The 22,806-nt window shown below is 74.0% G+C and carries 21 protein-coding genes; 16 read left to right on the top strand and 5 right to left on the bottom strand.

The window, feature by feature from the left end; genetic code table 11:
• Positions 1-5: 5 nt before the first annotated feature.
• On the bottom strand, positions 6-755 hold the full coding sequence (locus AB0B01_RS07670; protein ID WP_361713941.1) for a DUF2470 domain-containing protein: 750 nt from the start codon (positions 753-755) through the stop codon (positions 6-8).
• Between the two features lie 161 nt (positions 756-916).
• Here AB0B01_RS07670 and AB0B01_RS07665 point away from each other — a divergent pair, with 161 nt between their 5' ends.
• The 4 genes from AB0B01_RS07665 to AB0B01_RS07650 all read left to right on the top strand — a co-directional run bounded on the left by AB0B01_RS07665 (position 917) and on the right by AB0B01_RS07650 (position 3,963).
• Positions 917-1,312 carry a cell division protein SepF gene (locus tag AB0B01_RS07665; RefSeq protein ID WP_356847217.1) on the top strand — a complete coding sequence of 132 codons (396 nt, stop codon included), beginning with the start codon at positions 917-919 and terminating at the stop codon, positions 1,310-1,312.
• 460 nt (positions 1,313-1,772) lie between these two features.
• Positions 1,773-2,951 carry an ATP-binding protein gene (locus AB0B01_RS07660; RefSeq protein WP_361714126.1) on the top strand — a complete coding sequence of 393 codons (1,179 nt, stop codon included), beginning with the start codon at positions 1,773-1,775 and terminating at the stop codon, positions 2,949-2,951.
• Positions 2,935-3,354, top strand: coding sequence for a nucleotide pyrophosphohydrolase (locus AB0B01_RS07655; RefSeq protein WP_361713939.1), 420 nt, complete (start codon positions 2,935-2,937; stop codon positions 3,352-3,354). The genes AB0B01_RS07660 and AB0B01_RS07655 overlap by 17 nt, the downstream gene beginning before the upstream one ends.
• A gap of 123 nt (positions 3,355-3,477) precedes the next feature.
• Positions 3,478-3,963, top strand: a complete 486-nt coding sequence (locus AB0B01_RS07650) for a DUF6099 family protein (RefSeq protein ID WP_361713937.1) — start codon at positions 3,478-3,480, stop codon at positions 3,961-3,963.
• Between the two features lie 108 nt (positions 3,964-4,071).
• Here AB0B01_RS07650 and AB0B01_RS07645 read toward each other — a convergent pair whose 3' ends face one another.
• A complete protein-coding gene (locus AB0B01_RS07645; protein ID WP_361714123.1) occupies positions 4,072-4,257 on the bottom strand; it encodes a hypothetical protein in 186 nt (61 codons plus the stop codon).
• A 322-nt stretch (positions 4,258-4,579) separates the two neighbouring features.
• Here AB0B01_RS07645 and AB0B01_RS07640 point away from each other — a divergent pair, with 322 nt between their 5' ends.
• The 9 genes from AB0B01_RS07640 to AB0B01_RS07600 all read left to right on the top strand — a co-directional run bounded on the left by AB0B01_RS07640 (position 4,580) and on the right by AB0B01_RS07600 (position 17,002).
• Entirely contained in the window at positions 4,580-5,503 is a 924-nt protein-coding gene (locus AB0B01_RS07640; protein ID WP_361713935.1) for an LLM class F420-dependent oxidoreductase, read from the top strand.
• 16 nt (positions 5,504-5,519) lie between these two features.
• Positions 5,520-6,446, top strand: coding sequence for a homocysteine S-methyltransferase (mmuM, locus tag AB0B01_RS07635; RefSeq protein WP_361713933.1), 927 nt, complete (start codon positions 5,520-5,522; stop codon positions 6,444-6,446).
• 207 nt (positions 6,447-6,653) lie between these two features.
• Complete coding sequence (locus AB0B01_RS07630; RefSeq protein ID WP_361713931.1) at positions 6,654-8,168, top strand: 3' terminal RNA ribose 2'-O-methyltransferase Hen1; 1,515 nt, start codon at positions 6,654-6,656, stop codon at positions 8,166-8,168.
• Positions 8,165-10,720 carry a polynucleotide kinase-phosphatase gene (locus tag AB0B01_RS07625; protein ID WP_361713930.1) on the top strand — a complete coding sequence of 852 codons (2,556 nt, stop codon included), beginning with the start codon at positions 8,165-8,167 and terminating at the stop codon, positions 10,718-10,720. Before AB0B01_RS07630 ends, AB0B01_RS07625 begins: the two co-directional genes overlap by 4 nt.
• Before the next feature lie 163 nt (positions 10,721-10,883).
• Positions 10,884-11,381, top strand: coding sequence for a hypothetical protein (locus AB0B01_RS07620; protein ID WP_361713928.1), 498 nt, complete (start codon positions 10,884-10,886; stop codon positions 11,379-11,381).
• A gap of 91 nt (positions 11,382-11,472) precedes the next feature.
• On the top strand, positions 11,473-12,699 hold the full coding sequence (locus tag AB0B01_RS07615; protein ID WP_361713926.1) for an arginine deiminase: 1,227 nt from the start codon (positions 11,473-11,475) through the stop codon (positions 12,697-12,699).
• An 88-nt stretch (positions 12,700-12,787) separates the two neighbouring features.
• Positions 12,788-13,807 (top strand): ornithine carbamoyltransferase, encoded by a 1,020-nt coding sequence (gene argF, locus AB0B01_RS07610; RefSeq protein WP_361713924.1) that lies wholly within the window; start codon positions 12,788-12,790, stop codon positions 13,805-13,807.
• 90 nt (positions 13,808-13,897) lie between these two features.
• On the top strand, positions 13,898-14,725 hold the full coding sequence (locus AB0B01_RS07605) for an enoyl-CoA hydratase family protein (RefSeq protein ID WP_361713922.1): 828 nt from the start codon (positions 13,898-13,900) through the stop codon (positions 14,723-14,725).
• 3 nt (positions 14,726-14,728) lie between these two features.
• On the top strand, positions 14,729-17,002 hold the full coding sequence (locus AB0B01_RS07600) for a bifunctional salicylyl-CoA 5-hydroxylase/oxidoreductase (RefSeq protein WP_361713920.1): 2,274 nt from the start codon (positions 14,729-14,731) through the stop codon (positions 17,000-17,002).
• A gap of 10 nt (positions 17,003-17,012) precedes the next feature.
• On the opposite strand, the gene AB0B01_RS07595 is transcribed toward AB0B01_RS07600, so the two are convergent.
• The 3 genes from AB0B01_RS07595 to AB0B01_RS07585 all read right to left on the bottom strand — a co-directional run bounded on the left by AB0B01_RS07595 (position 17,013) and on the right by AB0B01_RS07585 (position 20,408).
• On the bottom strand, positions 17,013-17,852 hold the full coding sequence (locus AB0B01_RS07595) for a GNAT family N-acetyltransferase (protein ID WP_361713919.1): 840 nt from the start codon (positions 17,850-17,852) through the stop codon (positions 17,013-17,015).
• A gap of 131 nt (positions 17,853-17,983) precedes the next feature.
• Positions 17,984-18,784, bottom strand: a complete 801-nt coding sequence (locus tag AB0B01_RS07590) for a PaaX family transcriptional regulator C-terminal domain-containing protein (RefSeq protein ID WP_361713917.1) — start codon at positions 18,782-18,784, stop codon at positions 17,984-17,986.
• A 4-nt stretch (positions 18,785-18,788) separates the two neighbouring features.
• Entirely contained in the window at positions 18,789-20,408 is a 1,620-nt protein-coding gene (locus AB0B01_RS07585; protein ID WP_361713915.1) for an AMP-binding protein, read from the bottom strand.
• Positions 20,409-20,549: 141 nt separating this feature from the next.
• Between AB0B01_RS07585 and AB0B01_RS07580 the strand changes: the two genes are divergently transcribed.
• From AB0B01_RS07580 to AB0B01_RS07570, 3 genes are all read left to right on the top strand, one after another.
• Entirely contained in the window at positions 20,550-21,668 is a 1,119-nt protein-coding gene (locus AB0B01_RS07580) for an acyl-CoA dehydrogenase family protein (RefSeq protein WP_361713913.1), read from the top strand.
• Positions 21,665-22,063 (top strand): RidA family protein, encoded by a 399-nt coding sequence (locus AB0B01_RS07575; protein WP_361713911.1) that lies wholly within the window; start codon positions 21,665-21,667, stop codon positions 22,061-22,063. Before AB0B01_RS07580 ends, AB0B01_RS07575 begins: the two co-directional genes overlap by 4 nt.
• Before the next feature lie 166 nt (positions 22,064-22,229).
• Positions 22,230-22,613, top strand: a complete 384-nt coding sequence (locus AB0B01_RS07570; RefSeq protein ID WP_361713909.1) for a hypothetical protein — start codon at positions 22,230-22,232, stop codon at positions 22,611-22,613.
• Positions 22,614-22,806 lie beyond the last annotated feature (193 nt).

Raw genomic sequence — 22,806 nt, 5'->3', positions numbered from 1 at the left:
CTTCCTCAGGCGGGCAGGCTGTTGCGGTGCGAGCGGCGCCGGGCCGCGCTGAACAGGGCGTGCATCTGGGCGCCGGACTGCTCGACGTCGTCCAGCGGGGAGGGGAACGGCAGGCGTACGTCGCGGTGGCCGCTGCGGTGCTCCAGGCGCAGGGTGATCCCGTACCGGTCGAGGGCGACGGGCAGCGCGCGCACCAGGGCGGGGGCGTCGGGGCGCGGGGGGACCAGGCGCAGCAGGAGGGTGACCAGTTCGGCGTGGTCGGCGAGGAGGTGGGTGAGCATCCCGGCCTCGTGCGGGGCCAGCGGGTCGGGCCGGGACGCGTCGAGCTCGTCGAGGCCGGTGTACGAGCGGCCGTCGGGGGTCTCCAGGACGGCCTGGGCGAATTCCATGCAGGTGGCGGGGGAGCCTTCGTCGGAGGTGCCGGGGGCGGCGGCTTCGGCGTGGGGGGTGAGCAGGCGGCCGAGGATCGTCACGCGGGCGCGCACCCGGTCCCGCGCGGGGGTGGGGACGAGATCGGTGAACTCCAGCCGCACGGCGGGGCGCTGCTCGCCGGCGGCGCCGGGCACCGCCGGGTGGAGGTGGAGGCGGCTCAGCGGGGCGGTGCCGTCGAGGTGGCGCACCTCGGTGCGCAGGCCGTCGGTGACGACGGTCATGGAGTGGGCGGCGGCCAGGACCGACCGGATCCGCTCGGCGGGGGTGGGGCGGAGGTCGGCGGCGGGTGTCGCGGAGGCGTCGGGGGCACCGGGCATGCGCATGCGGATCTCTCCTCGTCCGGGGGGCCGGTCGTAGTTAGGTACGACCTAATCCATCCCGTCTCCGGGGGGAACCTCGCGTCTCTCGTGTCGCTGTTGGGCTGAACGGGTGAAACGCGAGAAGATGGCGGGATGCACATGAAGCGCACGGCCGAGGCGGCCCGGTGAGCAGGTACGACGTCACGGACGAACAGTGGGAGGGGCTCGCGCAGGTGGTCCCCCTGCGCAGTCGCAACGAGTGGCCCTCCCGGGTGGACCACCGGACCATCCCCGCCGCCCCGGGGGCGTCCGCGGCGGAACAGCGGCGCTTCGTCGTGATCCGGGTCCAGGTCTTCGCCGACGCGCGGGAGGTGGCCGAGTACCTGATCGCGCAGATCCCGGTGCTGCTCGACCTCACCGGCGCGGACAGCGAAGTGGCCAAGCGCATCCTGGACTTCAGCAGCGGTGTGGTCTTCGGGCTGGGCAGCGGAATGCACCGCGTCGACCGGAACGTCTTCCTGCTCGCGCCGGTCGGGACCGAGGTCGAGGGCATCGCGGCGGCGGCCGTCCCCCGATCGTAGGAAGCTCATGGCGACGGAACGGTTCGCCGGACCCGCGCAGGGTCCGACGGCCCGTACCGTCCGCCGCATGAATCCCCCCACGCACACGCACTTACCCGAACCCCGAACAGCCACGCCCGACGGCGTCGCGGCCGATGCCGTCGTTTCCCCCGCAGCCCCACCCGGCGTTGTTGCGCCCCCCGCAACCGTGCCCGCCGCCGACGCGGCACCCGCGGCGGAGCCTGGCGACAGTGCGGTGTGCGCAGCCGAGCCTCCCGAAGTCGCACCCCCCGCGGGCGCGCCTGGCGCCCCCGCGGCTGCAGCGCTCGCTCCTGGCGGAGTTGCGGCTCACGCCGCCGCGCCCGGCGGAGGCGCGGCCCTCGGCGGCGTGCCTGCCGCAGTTGCGGAGCCTGCCGCCGGGCCCGGCGCCGTCGCGGCGCCCGCAGGTGCGTCGGCCCGCGCCGCCGTGCCCGACTCCGCGGTGGCCGCGTCCGGGGTGGGGCTTGTGGTGCCCGTGCAGGGGGGTCATCAGCGGCCTGCCGTCACCGAGTTGCGGCTCTCGGCCTTCGCCTCGCACCGGGCCGCCCGCTTCGCGCTCGGGCCCGTCACCTTCTTCACCGGGCCGAGCGGCAGCGGAAAGTCCCAGGCGCTGGCCGCCTACGAGGCCCTCTCCGCGCTCGCCTCCGGCGCCGTCCTGGAGGAGGCGTTCCCCGACGCCTCGGCATGCATCCCCGAGCGGGCCCTCCCCGACGAGGAGGGGCGGCGCGGGTTCCGGATCGGCTGCACGGTGGAGGGGCCCGCCGGGCCGGTGCGCCTGGACCTCGCCGTACAGGCCGAACCCGTCCTGCGGATCGTCGGTGAACGGCTCTCGGGCGGCGGGCAGGTCCTCCTCAGCACCGCCCTGCGCGACCCCGGCCGAAGCTCCGTCCAAGCCGCCTGGCTGACCGGCGGCAGCACCGGCGTCACCCGCGCCCCGCTGCCCGACGACCGGCTCGGGACCGCCCTGCTGCCGCTGCGCGTGGCCGGGGCCACGGCCGGGCAGCGCCAGGTCCTCGCCGCCGCCGAGCAGGTGGTGGTCGCGCTGCGCTCGGTGTTCCCCTGCGACCCGAGCCCCGAGCGGATGCGCGCCCCCGTCCCGCAGGGAGAGGGCCGGCTGCTGCGCGACTGCGCCAACCTGGCCGACGTGCTGCGCCGGACCCGCCACGAATGCGGCACCCGCCACGCCATGCTGGCCGGGGCGGCGCAGACCGGCTGCGCGGGCCCGGTGCGGGGCCTGGACGTACGGGCTCCCGTGAACGGCCCGGTCAAGGCCCTGCTCGACCGCGGTCCCGCCCGGCCCGCCACCGAACTGGGCCGGCTCGGCGCGGGCGAGCTGCGCTTCCTCGCGCTGGCGCTCGTCCTGCTGACCGGCCCCGGGGTGCTGGCCGTGGACCCGGCCGCCGAACTGCTCGCGGCCCGCCAGGCGCTGACGGTCCTCGCCGACGGCTTCGACCGCGCACTGGACCGGCGCCAGAGCGCCGAACTGCTGCGCCTCGCCCAGCTGGCCTGCGGGCGCGGCCACATCCGGTTGGTCGCGGCGGTGGGCGAGGCGTGTGCCGACACCGCGCGCGGGATCGCGGGGGTGACGGTGGTAGACCTGGGACATGAGCGACACGCATGACGAAGACGCCGTACCGGCCGCCGGGGAGCCGCACTCGGGTGCGCCGGAGCCGGTCGAGCGGCTGCACCAACTCCAGCGGCGCCTGGCCGAGTTCGCGGCGGCCCGCGGCTGGCAGCCGTACCACACGCCCAAGAACCTGGCGGTGGCACTGAGCGTCGAGGCGGCCGAACTGGTCGAAATCTTCCAGTGGCTGACCCCGGAGCAGTCGGCGAAGGTCATGGAGAAGCCGGAATCCGCCCATCGCGTGGCCGATGAGGTGGCCGATGTGCTCGCGTATCTGCTGCAATTCTGTGAGGTTCTCGGGGTGGATGTGCTGGATGCGCTCGCCGCGAAGATCGAAAGGAACGAGCTCCGCTTCCCGGTTGCGGAGACTCCGACCTCGAATCGTCACTCTTCGGAGTGATAGCGTCATCCCCAACCATGTTTGTGTCCAGAGATTTCCGAATACCCCTGGCTTTACTGGCGCATTGCCCTCACTCTGGGTAGTGGAGGGAACGGCGGATGTCGTGCGGACGGGGGACGGCATATGGATGCGGTACGGCTCATCGCGGCCGGCCGGCACGCGCTGGCACAGAGCGGGGCGGCGATGGACATCGTGGGCGAGGCGTGGCAGACCCAGGCACTCGCGCAGGGGATAGGCGGCTGGCTGGCGGTCACCGGGCCGCCGGAGTTGAGAGCGGAGGCACGGGGACTGGGTGAAGCGGGAGGCAGAGGCTGCGGCGTGCTCGACAGAGCCGCCGTGCGCGGAGAGGGCAGTGCGCCCGACTATCCGCCGAGAGCCGCGCAGCTCACGGAGGTGGCGGATGTCCGGCAGGCGCTGCTCGGGCTCCAGGTGCTGCTGGGCGAAGTGGGGATAGCCCTGGTCGGGGTGGCCTGCGGGACGGACGACGAGGGCCTGTACTGGCAGTGCATGGAGTCCATCGACGCGGCCGACGAGTCGAGCGACCGGGTCCGGGCGATCCTGCGCCGGCTGGCCGTCCGGGAACGGGGGTCCGCATCCGGAGTGGCCTGACGGGAACCGCGGGATCACGTCCCGCGTAAGACGGGGAGCCGCGGGATCACGTCCCGCGCACGACGCGGGGGCGACGGGGTCCCGTCGCGCGCGACGGGACCCGCGCGGTCACAGCGACCGGTACGTGGGGCGCTCGCTCTCGGGCGCAGGGCCGCCCGGGATCGTGGACGTGTCCGGGGTGCGGTCCGCGGAGGGCTGGGAGGCTTGGGAGGCCTGGGAGGACTGGAGGTCGGCGTCGAGCTGCGACAGGTCGGCGTTCAGCGCGGCCATCAGCTCTTCCATCTGCTGCAGCAGGCCCTTCGGCGCGCCGCCCGGGGCGGCCGCGGCCGCCCCGGGGGCCGACTCCTGGAGTAGGTGGTCGTGTGCTGCCTGTCCGGTCTGTCCAGCGTGCTCGGGCACGGACTCGTGGGACATGGCGGCCTCCTCGGCCCTGGCCCTTCCGGAGCGGAAGGGGGCGGTGGACGCACCGGCGAGGGGCCGCCGGCGCGCGGGCCGGGCGGTCCGGCTCCGTCCGAGCCAACGATCCCCATCCGGGCCGGTCACTGGCGGGGCCGGGGGCGGGCCGCCGCGTTGACGCAGATTCACCCTGCAGGGGTCGCAGAGGCAGGATGGGAGCATGGATCTCCGTATCTTCACCGAGCCCCAGCAGGGCGCGAGCTATGACACGCTCCTGGCCGTGGCCAAGGCCACCGAGGACCTCGGATTCGACGCCTTCTTCCGCTCCGACCACTACCTCCGGATGGGTTCCGCGGACGGTCTGCCCGGCCCCACCGACGCCTGGATCACCCTCGCCGGCCTCGCCCGCGAGACGCGCCGGATCCGGCTCGGCACGCTCATGACGGCCGGTACCTTCCGGCTGCCCGGCGTGCTCGCCATCCAGGTGGCACAGGTCGACCAGATGTCCGGCGGCCGCGTCGAACTGGGGCTGGGCGCAGGCTGGTTCGAGGACGAGCACAAGGCCTACGGCATCCCCTTCCCGGCCGATCGGATGGCCAGGCTGGAGGAGCAGCTGGCCATCGTCACCGGGCTGTGGGCGACCGCTCCCGGCGCCGCCTTCGACTACGTCGGCACCCACTACCGCCTGGAGAACTCCCCGGCCCTGCCCAAGCCCGCCCAGGCCAAGGTGCCCGTGCTCATCGGCGGCCACGGCGCCAAGCGCACCCCGCGCCTCGCCGCCCGCTACGCCGACGAGTTCAACATGCCGTTCGCGTCGGTCGCCGACAGTGCGCGGCAGTTCGACCGGGTCCGCCGGGCGGCCGAGGAGGCCGGGCGCAAGCCCGGCGAGCTCGTCTACTCCAACGCCCTCGTCGCGTGCGTCGGCAAGGACGACGCCGAGGTGGCCCGCCGGGCCGCCGCCATCGGCCGGGACGTGGACGAGCTCAAGGCCAACGGCCTGGCCGGCTCCCCCGCGCAGGTCGTCGAGAAGATCGGCGCCTACGAGGCCATCGGCTGCTCCCGCGTCTACCTTCAACTGCTCCATCTCGACGACCTGGACCACCTGGAGCTGATCTCGGCCCAGGTGCTGTCCCAGCTCGGCTGAGGAGGCGGGGAAACCGATGTCCCGAGCATCCGGCCCCCTCGCCGAAGCCCTCGCCCACCGGGCCGTGCTCCTGGACGGCGGCCTGAGCAACCAGCTCACCGACCAGGGATGCGACCTGTCCGGCGGCCTCTGGTCGGGCCGGGTGCTCGCCGAGCGGCCCGACCAGGTGGAGGCCGCCCACACCGCGTACGCGCAGGCCGGCGCCGAGGTGCTGATCACCGCGAGCTACCAGGTCGGGTACGAGGCCTTCGCCGCCCACGGCCTCGACCGGGCCGCGACCACCGCCCTGCTGCACCGCAGCGTCGCCCTCGCGGACCGGGCGGCGCAGGCGGCGGACCACGAGGTGTGGGTGGCCGCCTCCGTCGGCCCGTACGGGGCGGTGCTCGCGGACGGCTCCGAGTACCGCGGCCGGTACGGCCTGAGCGTGCGGGAACTGGCGGACTTCCACCGCCCCCGCGTCGAGGCCCTGCTCGCCGCGGATCCGGACGTCCTGGCCCTGGAGACCCTCCCCGACCCCGACGAGGCCGAGGCGCTGCTCACCGTCCTCGCCGAGACCGGTGCGCCCGCCTGGCTGAGCTATACGGTGGCCGGCCCCCGCACCCGCTCCGGACGGCCGCTGGCCGAGGCGTTCGCCCTCGCCGCCGACGCCCCGCAGATCATCGCGCTCGGCGTCAACTGCTGCGACCCCGCTGACGTCCTGCCCGCCCTGGAGGCCGCCGCGTCGGTGACGGCCAAACCTCTGCTGGCCTACCCCAACGACGGCTCCGTCTGGGACGCCACCACGCAGACCTGGGAGCCCCCGCCCGACCCGGCCCCCTGGCCCACGACGGCCTGGCAGCACACGGGTGCCCGTCTCATCGGCGGCTGCTGCCGCATCGGCCCACCCCACATCGCCGCACTCGCCGGGCATCTGCCGCCCGCGGGCACGGGCAGGGGAGGGTAGGGCTGCGGCGGGTACCCGGGGGAGGCCCTCCTGGGCACGGGGACGCGGTCGAACGACGTCGTTCCGCGGACGGTACAGCGCCGTGGGCACGGCGGCGGGCACTTGCCCGCATCGGGATCCCGGGCGCCGGACGGCGGCCTGACGGGCCGGGCGGCGACGGGGTAAATCCGTTGGCCCCAGGATCCGTCGACGGTCATGCTGAGCTGCATGTTCCTGACGATCTCCACCACCGGCAGCGCCGAGCGCCCGGCCACCGACCTGGGCTTCCTGCTGCACAAGCATCCCGAGAAGGCGCAGGCGTTCACCACCTCCCACGGCACGGCCCACGTGTTCTATCCCGAGGCCACCGCCGAGCGGTGCACGGCTGCGCTGCTGCTGGAGGTGGACCCGGTCGCCCTCGTGCGGCGGGGGCAGGGCAAGGGCCGGGGCGGGGCTCCCGACGCCGCGCTCGCGCAGTACGTCAACGACCGCCCGTACGCCGCCTCCTCGCTCCTCGCCGTCGCCCTCAGCGCCGTCTTCCGCAGCGCCCTGGGCGGGCAGTGCACCGCCCGGCCGGAACTGCCCGGGCAGGCCCGTCCCCTGCGGATCGAGATCCCGGTGCTGCCCGCGCGCGGCGGCGCGGAGCTGGTGCGAAGGCTGTTCGGTCCGCTCGGCTGGAACCTCGTAGAGGCCGAACCCGTACCGCTGGACGAGCAGTTCCCCGAGTGGGGCGACTCCCGGTACGTGCGGCTCACCCTGGAGGGGGAGCTGCGGCTCGCCGACGCGCTGCGCCAGCTCTACGTCCTGCTGCCCGTCCTCGACGACGCCAAGCACTACTGGGTGGCCCCCGACGAGGTGGACAAGCTGCTGCGCGCCGGAGACGGCTGGCTGGCCGCGCACCCGGAGAACGGGCTGATCACCTCCCGCTACCTGGCCCGCCACAAGCGGCTCACCCGCGACGCCCTGGAGCGCCTGGAGCTGGTCCGGCTCGCCGAAGCCGACGGCAGCGAGGTCGAGGAGCTCGACAACGCGGTCGACGAGGGCCGCGACACCGAGGAGCGGCCGGTACCGCTCGCCGTGCAGCGCCGCGAGGCGGTCCTCGCCGCGCTGCAGGCCGCCGGCGCCCGGCGCGTGCTGGACCTCGGCTGCGGCCAGGGGCAGTTGGTGCAGGCACTGCTCAAGGACCCCGCGTACACCGAGATCGTCGGCATGGACGTGTCCATGCGGGCCCTGTCCATCGCGGCCCGGCGGTTGCGACCGGAGCGGATGGGGGAGCGGCAGAGCGCGCGCGTGACGCTGTTCCAGGGCTCCCTCGCCTACACCGACAAGCGGCTGGCCGGCTACGACGCGGCCGTGCTCAGCGAGGTCATCGAGCACCTGGACCCGGCGCGGCTGCCGGGGCTGGAGTACGCGGTGTTCGGCGCGGCCCGCCCCCGCACGGTCCTCGTCACCACCCCGAACGTCGAGTACAACGTCCGCTGGGAGACCCTGCCCGCCGGACACGTCCGGCACGGCGACCACCGCTTCGAGTGGACCCGCGAGGAGTTCCGCGGCTGGGCCGGCTCCGTGGCCGCCCGCCACGGGTACGAGGTCGCCTTCGTGCCCGTCGGCGACGACGACCCCGAGGTCGGACCGCCCACCCAGATGGCCGTGTTCACCCGTGTCACCGACACCACAGCCACCCCAGGCACCCCAGCCACCACCCACACCACCGACACCCCGAAGGAGGGCGAGGCAGCATGACCACCCCCGAGAGCAAGCGCGTACTTCCCGTCACCGACCTGTCCCTCGTCGTCCTGATCGGGGCCACCGGATCGGGCAAGTCCACCTTCGCCCGCAAGCACTTCAGACCCACCGAGGTCCTCTCCTCCGACCACTGCCGGGGCCTGGTCTCCGACGACGAGAACGACCAGGGCGCCAGCAAGGATGCCTTCGACGTCCTGCACTACATCGCGGGGAAGCGTCTCGCCGCGGGCCGCCTCACGGTCATCGACGCCACCAGCGTCCAGCAGGAGGCCCGCCGCCGGCTGGTCCGGCTCGCCCGCGAGCACGACGTCCTGCCCATCGCGATCGTCCTCGACCTGCCCGAAGAGGTCTGCGCCGAGCGCAACGCGGGCCGCCCCGACCGGTCCGGGCTGCCGCGCGCGGTCATCCAGCGCCACCGGCGCGACCTGCGGCGCTCCCTGCGGGGCCTGGAGCGCGAGGGCTTCCGCAAGGTGCACGTCCTGCGCACCGTCGAGGAGGTCGAAGCCGCCGAGGTCATACGGGAGAAGCGCTTCAACGACCTCACCCACCTCACCGGCCCCTTCGACATCATCGGCGACATCCACGGGTGCTCCTCGGAACTGGAGGCCCTGCTCGCCAAGCTCGGCTACGAGGACGGCGTCCACCCCGCCGGCCGCACCGCGGTCTTCGTCGGCGACCTCGTCGACCGGGGCCCCGACAGCCCGGGCGTCCTGCGCCGGGTCATAGGCATGGTCAAGGCCGGCCACGCCCTGTGCGTGCCGGGGAACCACGAGAACAAGCTCGGCCGTTACCTCAAGGGCGCCAAGGTCCAGCGCACCCACGGCCTCGCCGAGACGATCGAGCAGCTGGAGCGGGAGCCGGAGGAGTTCGTCCAGGAGGTGCGGGAGTTCATCCGCGGCCTCGTCAGCCACTACGTGCTGGACGGCGGCAGGCTGGTGGTCTGCCACGCCGGTCTGCCCGAGAAGTACCACGGCCGCACCTCCGGCCGGGTCCGCTCGCACGCCCTGTACGGGGACACCACCGGCGAGACGGACGAGTTCGGCCTGCCCGTGCGCTACCCGTGGGCGGAGGAGTACCGAGGCAAGGCGGCCGTGGTCTACGGCCACACCCCGGTCCCGGACACGTCCTGGGTCAACAACACCATCTGCCTGGACACCGGCGCCGTCTTCGGCGGCCGGATGACCGCCCTGCGCTGGCCCGAGCGCGAACTGGTCGACGTGCCGGCCGAGAAGGTCTGGTACGAGCCCGTACGGCCGCTCGCCCCGGCGCCGCAGTCCCGCGAGCCACGCCCGCTGGACCTGGCCGACGTGCACGGGCGCCGGATCGTGGAGACCCGGCACCTGGGCAACGTCACCGTGCGCGAGGAGAACGCGGCGGCCGCCCTGGAGGTCATGAGCCGCTTCGCCGCGGACCCGCGGCTGGTGCCGTACCTGCCGCCGACCATGGCGCCCGTGGCGACCTCGGCGCTGGAGGGCTGGCTGGAGCACCCGGCCGAGGCCTTCGCCCAGTACCGCAAGGACGGCATCGCCCAGGTGGTCTGCGAGGAGAAGCACATGGGCTCCCGGGCGACGGTCCTGGTCTGCAAGGACCCGGCCGCGGCCCGCGAGCGGTTCGGCGTCGAGGGCCCGACCGGATCGGTCTACACCCGCACGGGCCGTCCCTTCTTCACCGATCCGGAGGTCACCGAGGAGGTCCTCACCCGGATCCGCTCGGCGGTCACCGAGGCCGGCCTGTGGGAGGAACTGGCCACCGACTGGCTGCTGCTCGACGGAGAACTGCTGCCGTGGTCGCTGAAGTCCACCGGTCTGCTGCGCAACCAGTACGCCGCCGTGGGCGCGGCCTCCCGCGCCGTCTTCCCGGACGCCGTCGCCGCCCTGGAGTCGGCGGCCGGCCGCGGCGTCGACACGGCCGGGCTGCTCTCCCGCCAGCGCGAGCGGGCCGCCGACGCCGCGCGCTTCACCGACGCCTACCGGCGCTACTGCTGGAGCACCGACGGGCTGGACGGCGTGCGCTTCGCGCCCTTCCAGCTGCTCGCGGCCGCCGGCCGCTCGCTGGCCGCCGTACCGCACGACGAGCAGCTGTTCTGGCTGGACCGGCTCGTCGAGGCCGACGACCCCGGCCGGCAGGCCGGCACCGGCCTGCTGCGCCGCACCCGCCGGATCCTGGTGGACACCGCCGACGAGGCCTCCGTGCGCGCCGCCACCGACTGGTGGCTGGAGCTCACGGCGGCCGGCGGCGAGGGCATGGTCGTCAAGCCGCTCCAGGCCTACGCCCGGGACGGCAGGGGCCGCCTGGTCCAGCCGGGCGTCAAGGTGCGCGGGCGCGAGTACCTGCGGATCATCTACGGCCCGGAGTACACGCGGCCGGAGCAGTTGGAGCAGCTGCGCCACCGCCACCTCGGCCACAAGCGCTCGCTCGCCCTGCGCGAGTACGCGCTGGGGCTGGAGGCGCTGGACCGGCTGGCGGCGGGGGAGCCGCTGTGGCGGGTGCACGAGGCGGTCTTCGCGGTGCTCGCCCTGGAATCGGAGCCGGTCGACCCCCGCCTGTGACGGCCGGGACCGGCGTGCCGTAAATCCCGTGCCCCCGTACGGCCCCGAATTAGGTCGTATGGGGGAACTTTCCCGGAGAACGCCCGGAAAACCACCGGCGGGATCGTTCATCCAGGGAGCGGAATGTCCGCGACCCTGGAAGGACGGAACGTCACCTATGAAGATGACCGCGCGCGGAAGCATTGCGGCGCTCATGACCTGTATGGCCGCGGCCGGCGCTGCCACCCCGGCCGTGGCCGACTCGGTGCCGGTGGGTGTCCCCCTGGACGCCGTGAAGACCACGCTGGGCGTGGACACTCCGCGCGTGGCCACCGCGGTCCCGGTACCGGTCGTCGGCGCCCCAGAGGCTCCCCGCCTCCACACCGGGGACCTGCTCCCCAGCCCTCTCCTCCCGGTGGTGCCCATCGACACCGAGCTCGGCCGGACCCTGGTCACCTCGCCGGTGCCGAACCTGCTCGGCGAACCGAGCACGGACGGCGAGGGCTCGCTGGAGGCCCCGGCGACCCACCTGGTCACCCGGACCCCGGGCGCCGTCCTGGGAGCCCCGCTGACGATGCCGAACGGCTCCAACTTCGGGATCCCGGACCTCACCGCCCCGAAGCTCGGCCTGACCGTCCCGGAGCTCATCGGCACCCCCGCGGCGCTCCTCGGCCTGCGCTGAGGCGCCCGGGACGGCGGCGGCGCGGGGGTCCGCAGGGGCTCCTGAGCCAACGCCGCATCAAAAAGCCGTCCGGTCTGCGAACGTGTACGCCATGGGATTCCATGTCGATTCCGAGACCGGGCGGCTTCGCCGCGTCATCCTCCACCGGCCCGACCTGGAGCTGAAGCGGCTCACACCGAGCAACAAGGACGCACTGCTCTTCGACGACGTGCTGTGGGTGCGCCGGGCCCGCCAGGAGCACGACGGCTTCGCGGACGTGCTCCGCGACCGGGGGGTGGAGGTCCACCTCTTCGGTGATCTGCTGTGCGAGGCCCTGGACATCCCGGAGGCGAGGCACCTCGTCCTGGGCCGGGTGTTCCACGAGAAGGAGTACGGGCCGCTCGCCACCGATCACCTGCGCGCCGTCTTCGACGGACTGCCCTCGGCCGACCTGGCCGAGGCGCTGGTCGGCGGGATGACCAAGCGCGAGTACCTGGAGCGGCACGCCGAGCCGGTGTCGGTCCGCTTCCACGCGATGGAACTGGACGACTTCCTGCTCGGGCCGCTGCCCAACCACCTTTTCACCCGCGACACCTCCGCATGGATCTACGACGGGGTGTCCATCAACGCCATGCGCTGGCCGGCCCGGCAGCGCGAGACGGTGCACTTCGAGGCGATCTACAAGCACCACCCCCTCTTCACCACCTCGGGGGCCTTCCACTACTGGTCCCAGGGCCAGGCGGACTACCCCTCGACCATCGAGGGCGGCGACGTGCTCGTCCTCGGCAACGGCGCGGTGCTCATCGGCATGAGCGAGCGGACCACGCCGCAGGCGGTGGAGATGCTGGCGCGCGGCCTGTTCGCGGCCGGGTCGGCCACCAGCATCGTGGCGCTCGACATGCCCAAGCGCCGTGCGTTCATGCACCTGGACACCGTGATGACCATGGTCGACGCAGATACGTTCACTCAGTACGCGGGACTGGGCATGCTGCGCTCCTACACGATCGAGCCGGGCTCCGGGACGCAGGAGCTCAAGGTGACCGACCATGCGCCCGAGCACATGCACCGGGCCATCGCCGCCGCCCTCGGGCTGGACGCCATCCGCGTGCTGACCGCCACCCAGGACGTGCACGCGGCGGAGCGGGAGCAGTGGGACGACGGCTGCAACGTGCTGGCCGTGGAGCCGGGGGTGGTGGTGGCGTACGAGCGGAACGTCACCACCAACACCCACCTGCGCAAGCAGGGCATCGAGGTGATCGAGATCCCGGGCAGCGAGCTCGGCCGGGGCCGGGGAGGGCCGCGGTGCATGAGCTGCCCGGTGGAGCGGGACGCCGTCTGAGGCGGCCGGCCGGGGGCGGCTGTATATCAATACAGGGGATCGTATAGAGTTCCATTATCGCCTGTCAGTACGACCCTGGAGTGTCCCCATGGCCCCCGCCCTCGCCGGCCGCAGTTTCCTCAAGGAGCTCGACTTCACCGCCGCCGAGTTCCGCGGCCTGGTCGAGCTCGCCGCCGAGCTCAAGGCGGCCAAGAAGGCCGGGACCGAGCAGCGGCGCCTCCAGGGCAGGAACATCGCGCTGATCTTCGAGAAGACCTCCACCCGCACGCGCTGCGCCTTCGAGGTCGCCGCCGCGGACCAGGGGGCGCACACCACCTATCTCGACCCGTCCGGCTCCCAGATGGGCCACAAGGAGTCGGTCAAGGACACCGCCCGCGTGCTGGGCCGGATGTTCGACGGGATCGAATACCGCGGGGACAGCCAGGAGGCCGTCGAGGCGCTCGCCGAGCACTCCGGCGTGCCCGTCTTCAACGGCCTCACCGACGACTGGCACCCCACCCAGATGCTGGCGGACGTGCTCACCATGACCGAGCACTGCGCCAAGCCGCTGGACCGGATCGCCTTCGCCTACCTCGGCGACGCCCGCTTCAACATGGGCAACTCCTACCTGGTGACCGGCGCCCTGCTCGGCATGGACGTCCGGATCGTGGCGCCCCGGACCTACTGGCCGGCCGAGCCCGTGGTGGCCGAGGCCCGCCGGCTCGCCGCCGCGAGCGGGGCCCGCATCACGCTCACCGAAGAGGTCGCCGAAGGGGTGGCGCAGGCCGACTTCGTCGCCACCGACGTGTGGGTCTCCATGGGCGAGCCCAAGGAGGTCTGGGACGAGCGGATCGCGGCCCTGGCCCCGTACGCGGTCACGATGGACGTCCTGCGCGCCACCGGCAACCCGGACGTGAAGTTCCTGCACTGCCTGCCGGCCTTCCACGACCTGGGCACCGCCGTCGGCCGCGAGATCCACGAGCGGCACGGCCTGGACTCGCTGGAGGTGACGGACGAGGTGTTCGAGTCCGCGCACTCCGTGGTCTTCGACGAGGCCGAGAACCGGCTGCACACCATCAAGGCCGTCCTCGTCGCCACGCTCGCCGACGCCGCGCCCTCGGCCGCATAGTCATGCGGGCGGGGCCGGACGGGTGGCGTCGCCGCCTCCTGTGTCGCGTTTCTGTGACGGTAGTCACTATCCAGTGATACCGTCGAGCGTGTGAGCCCCTTCATCGGTTCCACACCAGCGACCGAACGGTGGCGCCACCTGCGGGTGACCCGGCAGGACGGCGTGGCCACCGTCACCCTCGACCGCCCCGAGAAGCTGAACGCGCTCACCTTCGGCGCCTACGCCGACCTGCGCGATCTGCTCGCCGAACTCTCCCGGGAACGCTCCGTGCGCGCCCTCGTCCTCGGCGGCGAGGGGCGCGGCTTCTGCTCCGGCGGGGACGTCGACGAGATCATCGGCGCCACCCTCGCCATGGACACCGCCCAGCTCCTCGACTTCAACCGGATGACCGGACAGGTCGTGCGCGCCGTGCGCGAGTGCCCCTTCCCGGTGATCGCCGCCGTCCACGGGGTCGCGGCCGGTGCCGGTGCCGTCCTCGCCCTGGCCGCCGACTTCCGCATCGCGGACCCCAGCGCCCGCTTCGCCTTCCTCTTCACCCGCGTCGGGCTCTCCGGCGGGGACATGGGCGCCGCCTACCTGCTGCCCCGGGTCGTCGGCCTCGGCCATGCCACCCGGCTCCTGATGCTCGGCGAACCCGTACGCGCCCCCGAGGCCGAGCGGATCGGCCTGCTCAGCGAGCTCACCGAGGAGGGCAAGGCCGACGTACGGGCCGCCGAACTGGCCGCGCACCTGGCCGCCGGGCCCGCCCTCGCGTACGCGCAGACCAAGGCGCTGCTGACCGCCGAACTCGACATGCCGCTCGCCGCCTCGGTCGAGCTGGACGCCAACACCCAGGCCCTGCTGATGAACGGCCAGGACTACGCGGAGTTCCACGCGGCGTTCACCGCGAAGCGGCCCCCGGAGTGGAAGGGCAGGTAGCCCATGGTGAGGGTCGCGGTGATCGGCGGGGGGCCCGGGGGACTGTACGCCGCCGCGCTGCTGGCCCGGCAGGGCCACACGGTGGAGGTCTGGGAGCGGGGCGAGCCCGAGGACACCTTCGGCTTCGGCGTGGTGCTCTCCGACGAGACCCTGGGCGGCATCGAACGCGCGGACACCGAGGTGTACGCCGCGCTCAGCGCCGAGTTCGTGCGCTGGGAGGACATCGACATCGTGCACCGCGGCCGGATGCTGACCTCCGGCGGCCACGGCTTCGCCGCGCTCGGGCGCCGTCGGCTGCTGGAGATCCTGCACGAGCGCTGCGCCGGCCTCGGGGTCGTCCTCCACTTCCGCACCCCGGCGCCGCCCGCGCAGGCCCTGGCGGCCACGTACGACCTGGTGGTGGCCGCGGACGGGGTGCACAGCGCCACCCGGGAAGACGGGGCCGCCCACTTCCGGCCCACCGTGACCGGCGGCCGCTGCCGGTACATCTGGCTGGCCGCCGACTTCCCCTTCGAGGCGTTCCGCTTCGAGATCGCGGAGACCGAGCACGGCGTCATGCAGCTGCATGCCTACCCCTACTCGGCGGACGCCTCGACCGTGATCGTGGAGATGCGCGAGGAGGTGTGGCGGGCCGCCGGCCTCGACCTGTGCGACGAGGCCGAATCCGCTGCCCGCTGCGCCAAGATCTTCAGCGAGGCCCTGCGGGGGCGCCCCCTGCACGGGAACCGCTCCGCGTGGACGCAGTTCCGCACGGTCGTCAACGAGCGGTGGTCCCACGGCAACACCGCCCTGCTCGGCGACGCGGCGCACACCGCGCACTTCTCCATCGGCTCCGGCACCAAACTGGCGGTGGAGGACGCCCTCGCGCTCGCCGAGGCGGTCGGCGCCGAGACGGCCGCCGCCGCAGCGGCCCGCGGGGCCCCGGACATCCCCGCGGCCCTGGCCGCCTACGAGGCCGCCCGACGGCCGGCGGTGGCCTCCACCCAGCGGGCGGCCGCCGCCAGCATGCGCTGGTTCGAGGAGATCGCCGGCTACCTCGGCCAGCCGGCCCGGCAGTTCGCCTTCAACCTGCTCACCCGCAGCCGCCGGGTCACCCACGACAACCTGCGGCTGCGCGACGAGCGGTTCACCCGGGCCGTCGAACGGGACTTCGGCTGCCCGGACCGGCACACCCCGCCGATGTTCACCCCCTTCCGGCTGCGCGGGCTGACCCTGCGCAACCGGGTGGTGGTCTCCCCGATGGACATGTACTCGGCGCGCGACGGGAACGGCACCCCGGGCGACTTCCACCTGGTGCACCTGGGCGCGCGGGCCCTCGGCGGGGCCGGGCTGGTGATGACCGAGATGGTCTGCGTGTCCGCGCAGGGCCGCATCACCCCCGGCTGCACCGGCCTGTACACGGCGGAGCAGGCCGCCGCCTGGACGCGCATCGCGGACTTCGTGCACACCAGCGCCCCCGGCACGGCGCTCGGCGTCCAGCTCGGCCATGCGGGCCGCAAGGGCTCGACCCGCCTGATGTGGGAGGGCATGGACGACCCCCTCCCCAAGGGCAACTGGCCGGTGGTGGCGGCCTCCGCGCTGCCGTACCGGCCCGGCGTCTCGGCCGTCCCGCGCGCGCTGACGGAGGCCGACCTGGCGCAGGTCCGCTCAGATTTCGCGGCGGCCGCCGCCCGGGCCGCGGACTGCGGCTTCGACCTGCTGGAACTGCACTGCGCGCACGGCTACCTGCTGTCCGGGTTCCTGTCCCCGCTGACCAACCACCGCACCGACGCGTACGGAGGGGACCTGGAGAACCGGCTCCGCTTCCCGCTGGAGGTCTTCGACGCCGTACGCGCCGTCTGGCCCGAGGACCGGCCGATGACGGTCCGCCTGTCGGCGGCCGACTGGGCGCCGGGCGGCACCACACCGCAGGACGCGGTGGACATCGCCGCTGCCTTCGCGGCCCACGGCGCCGACGCCATCGACGTCTCCACCGGCCAGGTCGTCGCCGACGAGAAGCCGGAGTACGGCCGCTCGTACCAGACCCCGTACGCGGACCGGATCCGCAACGCGCTCGGCGTCCCCGTCATCGCGGTCGGCGCCATCTCCTCCTGGGACGACGTGAACTCGCTGCTGCTGGCGGGCCGCGCCGACCTGTGCGCGGTCGGCCGCCCCCACCTGTACGACCCGCACTGGACCCTGCACGCGGCCGCCGACCAGTCCTACGAGGGTCCGGCCGCCCCCTGGCCCGCCCCCTACCGGGCAGGCAGCCGCAAACCCCCGACGGGCCGCGGCTGAAGCGGGGCGCTCAGACGGCGACCACCTCGGCGCGGTCCTCGACGGGGGTGTAGCCGAGGCGCAGGTAGATGCCGTTGCTGGTCGGGTTGGCCAGGTCGGTGAAGAGGAGCACCTCCTCGGCGCCGGCGGCGTACGCCGCTTCGCTCACCGCGTGCGTGACCCCGGCGGCGTACCCGCGGCCGCGGGCCGCGGGCGGGGTGTAGACGGGGCCGATGCGCGCGGCCGAGCCGATCGGGCGGGTGAACCCGGCCAGCGAGACCGGCTTACCGGCGTCCTCCCAGAGCAGCATGCCGCCGTACGAGAGGCGGTCGCGCAGGCCGGCCTCGGAGGCGGCGCCGGGCACCCCGGCCTCCCGCTTGAAGGCATCGACCCACTCCAGGAGCAGCGGGAGGTCGCGCTCGGCGGCGGGCCGGGGCCGGCCGGCCGGGGCCGGGTCGGGTGCCACCAGGCCCGCGAGCCGGTACAGCCGGGTCTCCTCGGCGATCTCGGTCGGCTTCCCCCAGGCCCGCGCCAGGGCCTCGGCGTCGGGGCGGCGGGCGTTGAAGCCGCCGACGGAGGCCAGCAGCGGCTCGTCGGCGAGGGCGGCTCCCAGCTCCCGTACCGCCTGCGGGGGCAGCGTGCCGACGAACATCGGGTGCGGCGGGGTGCACAGGAGCCCTCCGGCGACGGCGCCGTCGCCGCCGGTCCACCAGCCGAAGAAGGGCGCGTCCGGGCCGAAGGCGTGCGGGCCGCGCCGGGTGAGCGCGTCCGCCACGGTCAGGAGCACCGTGTTGACGACCGGCTCCGCGGCCACGGCGGGGCCCGCTGTATCCAGGTACGCCGCCAGATCAGGAGTGAAGGTCCACGTCATGGCTCATGGTGGCGCCGGGCCGTTCCCTCGTGCACCAGGTTTTTCCGGGGGAGCCGCCGTCGGCGGCCCCGGCACGACCCGCCCGGCGGCCCCCGCCGGAAAGACCGCCGGGGATGAGGGCGGCCGGCCCGCTACGGCTCCACGAAGCCCGCGCCCAGGTCGTGCAGGCGGGTGTGCAGTTCGGTGAAGACCGCCGCCGCGCGGTCGCCCGGCCAGTCCGCGGGCAGCAGGGCGCGCGGCAGCCCCGGGTCGGCGTAGGGGAGGCGGCGCCAGCTGTCCAGGGCGAGGAGGTAGGCGCGGTAGGCCTCTTCCGGGCTGGGGGCGGGCCCGGTCTGGAGGCCGCGCAGCACCGGCTCGTGCTGGTCGAGGAACTCCTCGTGCTGCTTGGCCAGGGAGGCCAGGTCCCACCAGCGGGCCACTGCCTCGGCGGTGGCGGCGAAGCCCAGGTGGGCGCCCCGGAACAGCTCCACGTACGGCGTCAGGTGCAGCCGGGCCAGCGTGTGGCCGGTCTCCTCGTCCAGGTGGGCCGGGGCGACCCACACGCCCGGCGCCACCGCGCCGAAGCCGAGCTTGGCGAGGCGGGAGCGCAGCAGGTGCCGCTTGTGCCGTTCCTGCTCCGGGACGGAGAACACCGCGAGCAGCCACTCCCCGGAGGGCTGCGCCGGCCCGTAGATCCGCCGGTCGCCGTCGTCCAGCAGTTGCCGGGCCTCCGCGGAGAGCTCGTACGCCGCCGAGCCGTCCCGGGCGTGAGCGGGCAGCAGGAAGCCGCGCCGCTTCAGCCGGGACACCGAGGACCGGACCGACGGGGCGTCCACGCCGGCCGCGCCCAGCAGGCGCACCAGGGCGGCCACCGGCACCGGCCCGTCGAAGGCGCGCCCGTAGGCTCCGTAGAACGTGACGATCAGTGATCGCGGGGTGTGCAGCTCTGCCACGGGTTCACTGTAGATCGCGCAGCCGGAAGCGCTGTAGCTTCCCCGTGGCCGTCCGGGGGAGCGAGGGCAGGAAGACGAAGGCCCGCGGGCATTTGTGCGGGGCGAGTTCCGCGCGCATGAAGGCGCGCATGGCCTCCTCCGTCAGGGTGGCGCCGGCCCGCGGGACCGCGTAGGCCACGACGATCTGCCCGCGTCGCTCGTCCGGGCGGCCCACCACCGCGGCCTCCGCCACGTCGGGGTGGCGCAGCAGGGCTTCCTCGACCTCGGGGCCCGCGATGTTGTAACCCGCCGAGACGATCATGTCGTCCGCCCGGGAGACGTACCGGAAGTAGCCCTCCGGGTCCCGCACGTAGGTGTCCCCGGTCAGGTTCCAGCCGTCCCGTACGTACTCCGCCTGCCGCGGATCGGCCAGGTACCGGCAGCCCACCGGCCCGCGCACGGCGAGCAGGCCCGGCTGGTTGTCGGGGACGGGGCGGCCCCGCTCGTCCACCACCCGGGCCTGCCAGCCGGGGACCACCCGGCCGGTGGTGCCGGGGCGGATGTCCTCGTCGGCGGCGGAGATGAAGATGTGCAGCAGCTCGGTCGCCCCGATGCCGTTGATGATCCGCAGTCCGGTGCGCGCGTACCAGGCCTGCCAGGTGGCCTCCGGGAGGTTCTCGCCCGCCGAGACGCAGCGGCGCAGGGCCGACAGGTCGTACGCGCCCACGTCGTACGGCCCGAGGTCGTCCAGCATCGCCCGGTACGCGGTCGGCGCGGTGAACAGCACCGTGACCCGGTGCTCGCCCAGTGCGGGCAGCAGCTGCCGCGGGCCCGCCTGCTCCAGCAGCACCGTGCACGCGCCCGCGCGCAGCGGGAAGACGACCAGCCCGCCCAGGCCGAAGGTGAAACCGAGCGGCGGGCTGCCCGCGAAGACGTCGTCGGGGCGGGGGCGCAGCACGCCGCGGCTGAAGGTGTCGGCGACCGACAGCAGGTCGCGGTGGAAGTGCATGCAGCCCTTGGGGCGGCCGGTGGTGCCCGAGGTGAAGGCGATCAGCGCCACGTCGTCGGCGGAGGTCTGCACGGCCGGGAAGGGCCGGAGGTGCCGTTCGGCCAGCCGCAAGAGGTCGTCCGGCCCCGGCCCGCCGTAGGGGGTGATCCGCAGACCCGGCACCTCGGCCTTGACCAGGTCGTCGAGGGCGCCCGTATGGCACAGCGCGTGCCCGACCCGGGCCATCCGGCACACCGTGGCCAGTTCGTGCGCCCGCTGCCGGGCCAGCACGCTGACGGCCACCGCGCCCGCCTTCATCACCGCCAGCCAGCAGGCCGCGAGCCAGGGGCCGGTGGGGCCGCGCAGCAGCACCCGGTTGCCGGGGACCACGCCGAGGTCGGCGGTGAGCGCGTGCGCGAGCCGGTCGACCCGCTCGCGCAGCTCCCCGTACGACCACACCTCGCCCGCACCGCTGCGGAAGGCCGGGCGGTCCGCTCCGAAGCGGTCGATGGTGGCGTCGAGCAGCTCCGCCCCGCAGTTGAGCCGGTCCGGATAGGCCAGCTCGGGGAGCTCGAAGAGGAGCTGCGGCCAGGCGTGCGGCGGCGGCAGGTGGTCGCGGGCAAAGGTGTCGGCGTGGGCGGAAGGCTTGAGCTCCAAGGCGGGTCGCCCCCTCGCAACGGCAGCGGTCCCCGGCTGCGGGGGACCGAAGTGGGTGGAGCCGGCCGTACGGCAGCACCCACGAGCGTATCGTGATGGTGACGGCAGTCAACAGGACGCGATAGAAGCGGGGACATTCGGATGACCGGATTCGCGCTCGGAGCGGAACAAGAGAAGTGGTGCGCGCACCTGCGCGCCCTGTCGGCCGAGCGGCTGCGGCCCCTCGCCGACCGGGGCCGGCCGGGCCGGGTCAACCGGCCGCTGCTCGCCGCGCTGGGCGAGCTCGGCCTGCTGGAGCGGGTCTTCAACGCCGGGGCCCTGGAGCTGTGTCTGCTGCGCGAATCCCTCGCCTACGGCTGTACGGAGGCGGAGACGGCGCTCGCCCTCCAGGGGCTGGGCGCCTACCCGGTGCTGCGGGCGGGCACGGAGCAGCAGCGCGAGCGCTGGCTGGCGCGGGTGCGGACGGGTCGCGCGGTGGCGGCCTTCGCGCTGAGCGAGCCGGGGGCCGGTTCGGACGCGGCGGCGCTGGCGCTGTCGGCGGTGCCGGAAGCCGGCCGCGGCGGGGGCTGGCGGCTCAGCGGCGAGAAGTGCTGGATCTCCAACGCCCCCGAGGCCGACTTCTACACCGTTTTCGCCCGTACCGGGGAGGCCGCGGGCGCCAAGGGGGTCAGCGCGTTCCTGGTCCCCGCCGACCGTCCGGGCCTGTCGGGCGAGCCCCTGGACATGCTCTCCCCGCATCCGATCGGCCGGTTGTCCTTCGACGGGGTCCCGGTCCGCCCGGAGGACCTGCTCGGCGAGGTCGGCGGCGGCTTCCGCGTCGCCATGGACACCCTGAACCTGTTCCGCCCGAGCGTGGGCGCCTTCGCCGTGGGCATGGCCCGGGCCGCGCTCGACGCCACGCTGGCGTACACGGCGGTGCGGCCCGCCTTCGGCGGGGTCCTGGGCGACCTCCAGGCGGTGGGGCACCGGGTGGCCGAGATGGCCACCCGGACCGAGGCGGCCCGGCTGCTGGTCTACGCGGCGGCCGGCGCCTACGACGCCGGAGCCCCGGACGTCCCGCGCCGCTCGGCGATGGCGAAACTGCTCGCGACGGAGACGGCCCAGTACGTGGTGGACCACGCGGTCCAGCTGCACGGCGCCGTGGCACTCCAGCGCGGCCACCTGCTGGAGCACCTCTACCGCGAAGTGAGGGCCCCGCGGATCTACGAGGGGGCGAGCGAGGTCCAGCGCGCGATCATCGCGAAGGAGCTGTACCGGTGAGTCTGGAACGCGTCAACCCGGCGGAGCTCTCCCCGCCGACCGGGTTCTCCCACGCGGTCGCCGCGAGCGGCTCGCGCCTGGTCCTGCTGGCGGGCCAGACCGCGCTCGACGCCTCGGGCAAGGTGGTCGGGGACACCCTGCCGGAGCAGTTCGAGCGCGCCCTGTCCAACCTGCTGACGGCCCTGGCCGCGTCCGGCGGCTTCCCGGCGGATCTGGCGCGGGTGACGGTCTACGCGGTCGACGTGGACGCGTACCGCACCCATGCCCGGGAACTGGGCCGGATCTGGCGCCGATTGGCGGGCCGCGACTACCCCGCCATGGCGGTCGTGGGCGTGGTCCGCCTCTGGGACGAGCCGGCGCTGGTCGAACTGGACGGTATTGCCGTCCTGGACTAGGGGTGTCCGACGGTCCCCGTGACCGCCTTTGACAGGCGGCGGGGGGAGGTGGAGTGTGGAAATGCCCCTTTTGTTACCTTGCCATCATCCTCGGAGGTGCATGATCATGCGCCGTAGGATCATTGCGGCAGCTGTTGCAGGCGCCGCAGGTGCAACGCTCGCCCTGATGCCTGTCGGCTCGGCTTTCGCCTCTTCCGCCCCGCAGAGCGCCCCGCAGAACAACAACCGGTGCTCCGACGACTGGCGGGGGAGCAACTGGTGGCGCGACTGCTGCGAGCACTCGCGCTGGTGGAACGACCACCGTCCCAGCTGGTGCTGGGACGACGTGGACGCGTGGCGCGGCGACCGCGGCGGCGACGGCCACTGGAACAACGCCGACTGGCGCCACGGCAACGATTTCTGGAACGGCAACTGGAACGACGGCCGCGGCGGCGACGGCTGGAACCACTGGAACGACGGCCGCGGCGGCGACGGCTCGAACCACTGGAACGACGGTCGCGGTGGCGACGGCTGGAATAACTGGAACGACGACTGGTCAGGCCGCCGCTAGCAGCGGCCCGGGCTGAGCGGGCCACGGCCCGCGGCCACCGTGAGCCGGCGGCCGCGGCGGCGTCGGTGGTCCGCGCGCCCTCAGCCGGCCAGCAGGGACCCCATCCACTCCTCGATGCCGTCCACCGTGCGCGGAAGGGGGGGGCGGGGGGGGGGGGGGGGGGGGGCGCGGGGCGGGGTGGGGGGGGGGGCGC

The sequence above is a fragment of the Streptomyces sp. NPDC044571 genome (assembly GCF_040647115.1).
GTDB lineage: Bacteria > Actinomycetota > Actinomycetes > Streptomycetales > Streptomycetaceae > Streptomyces.
Note: the sequence above shows the minus strand (reverse complement) of the source record. Positions and strands in the feature narration are given on the sequence as shown.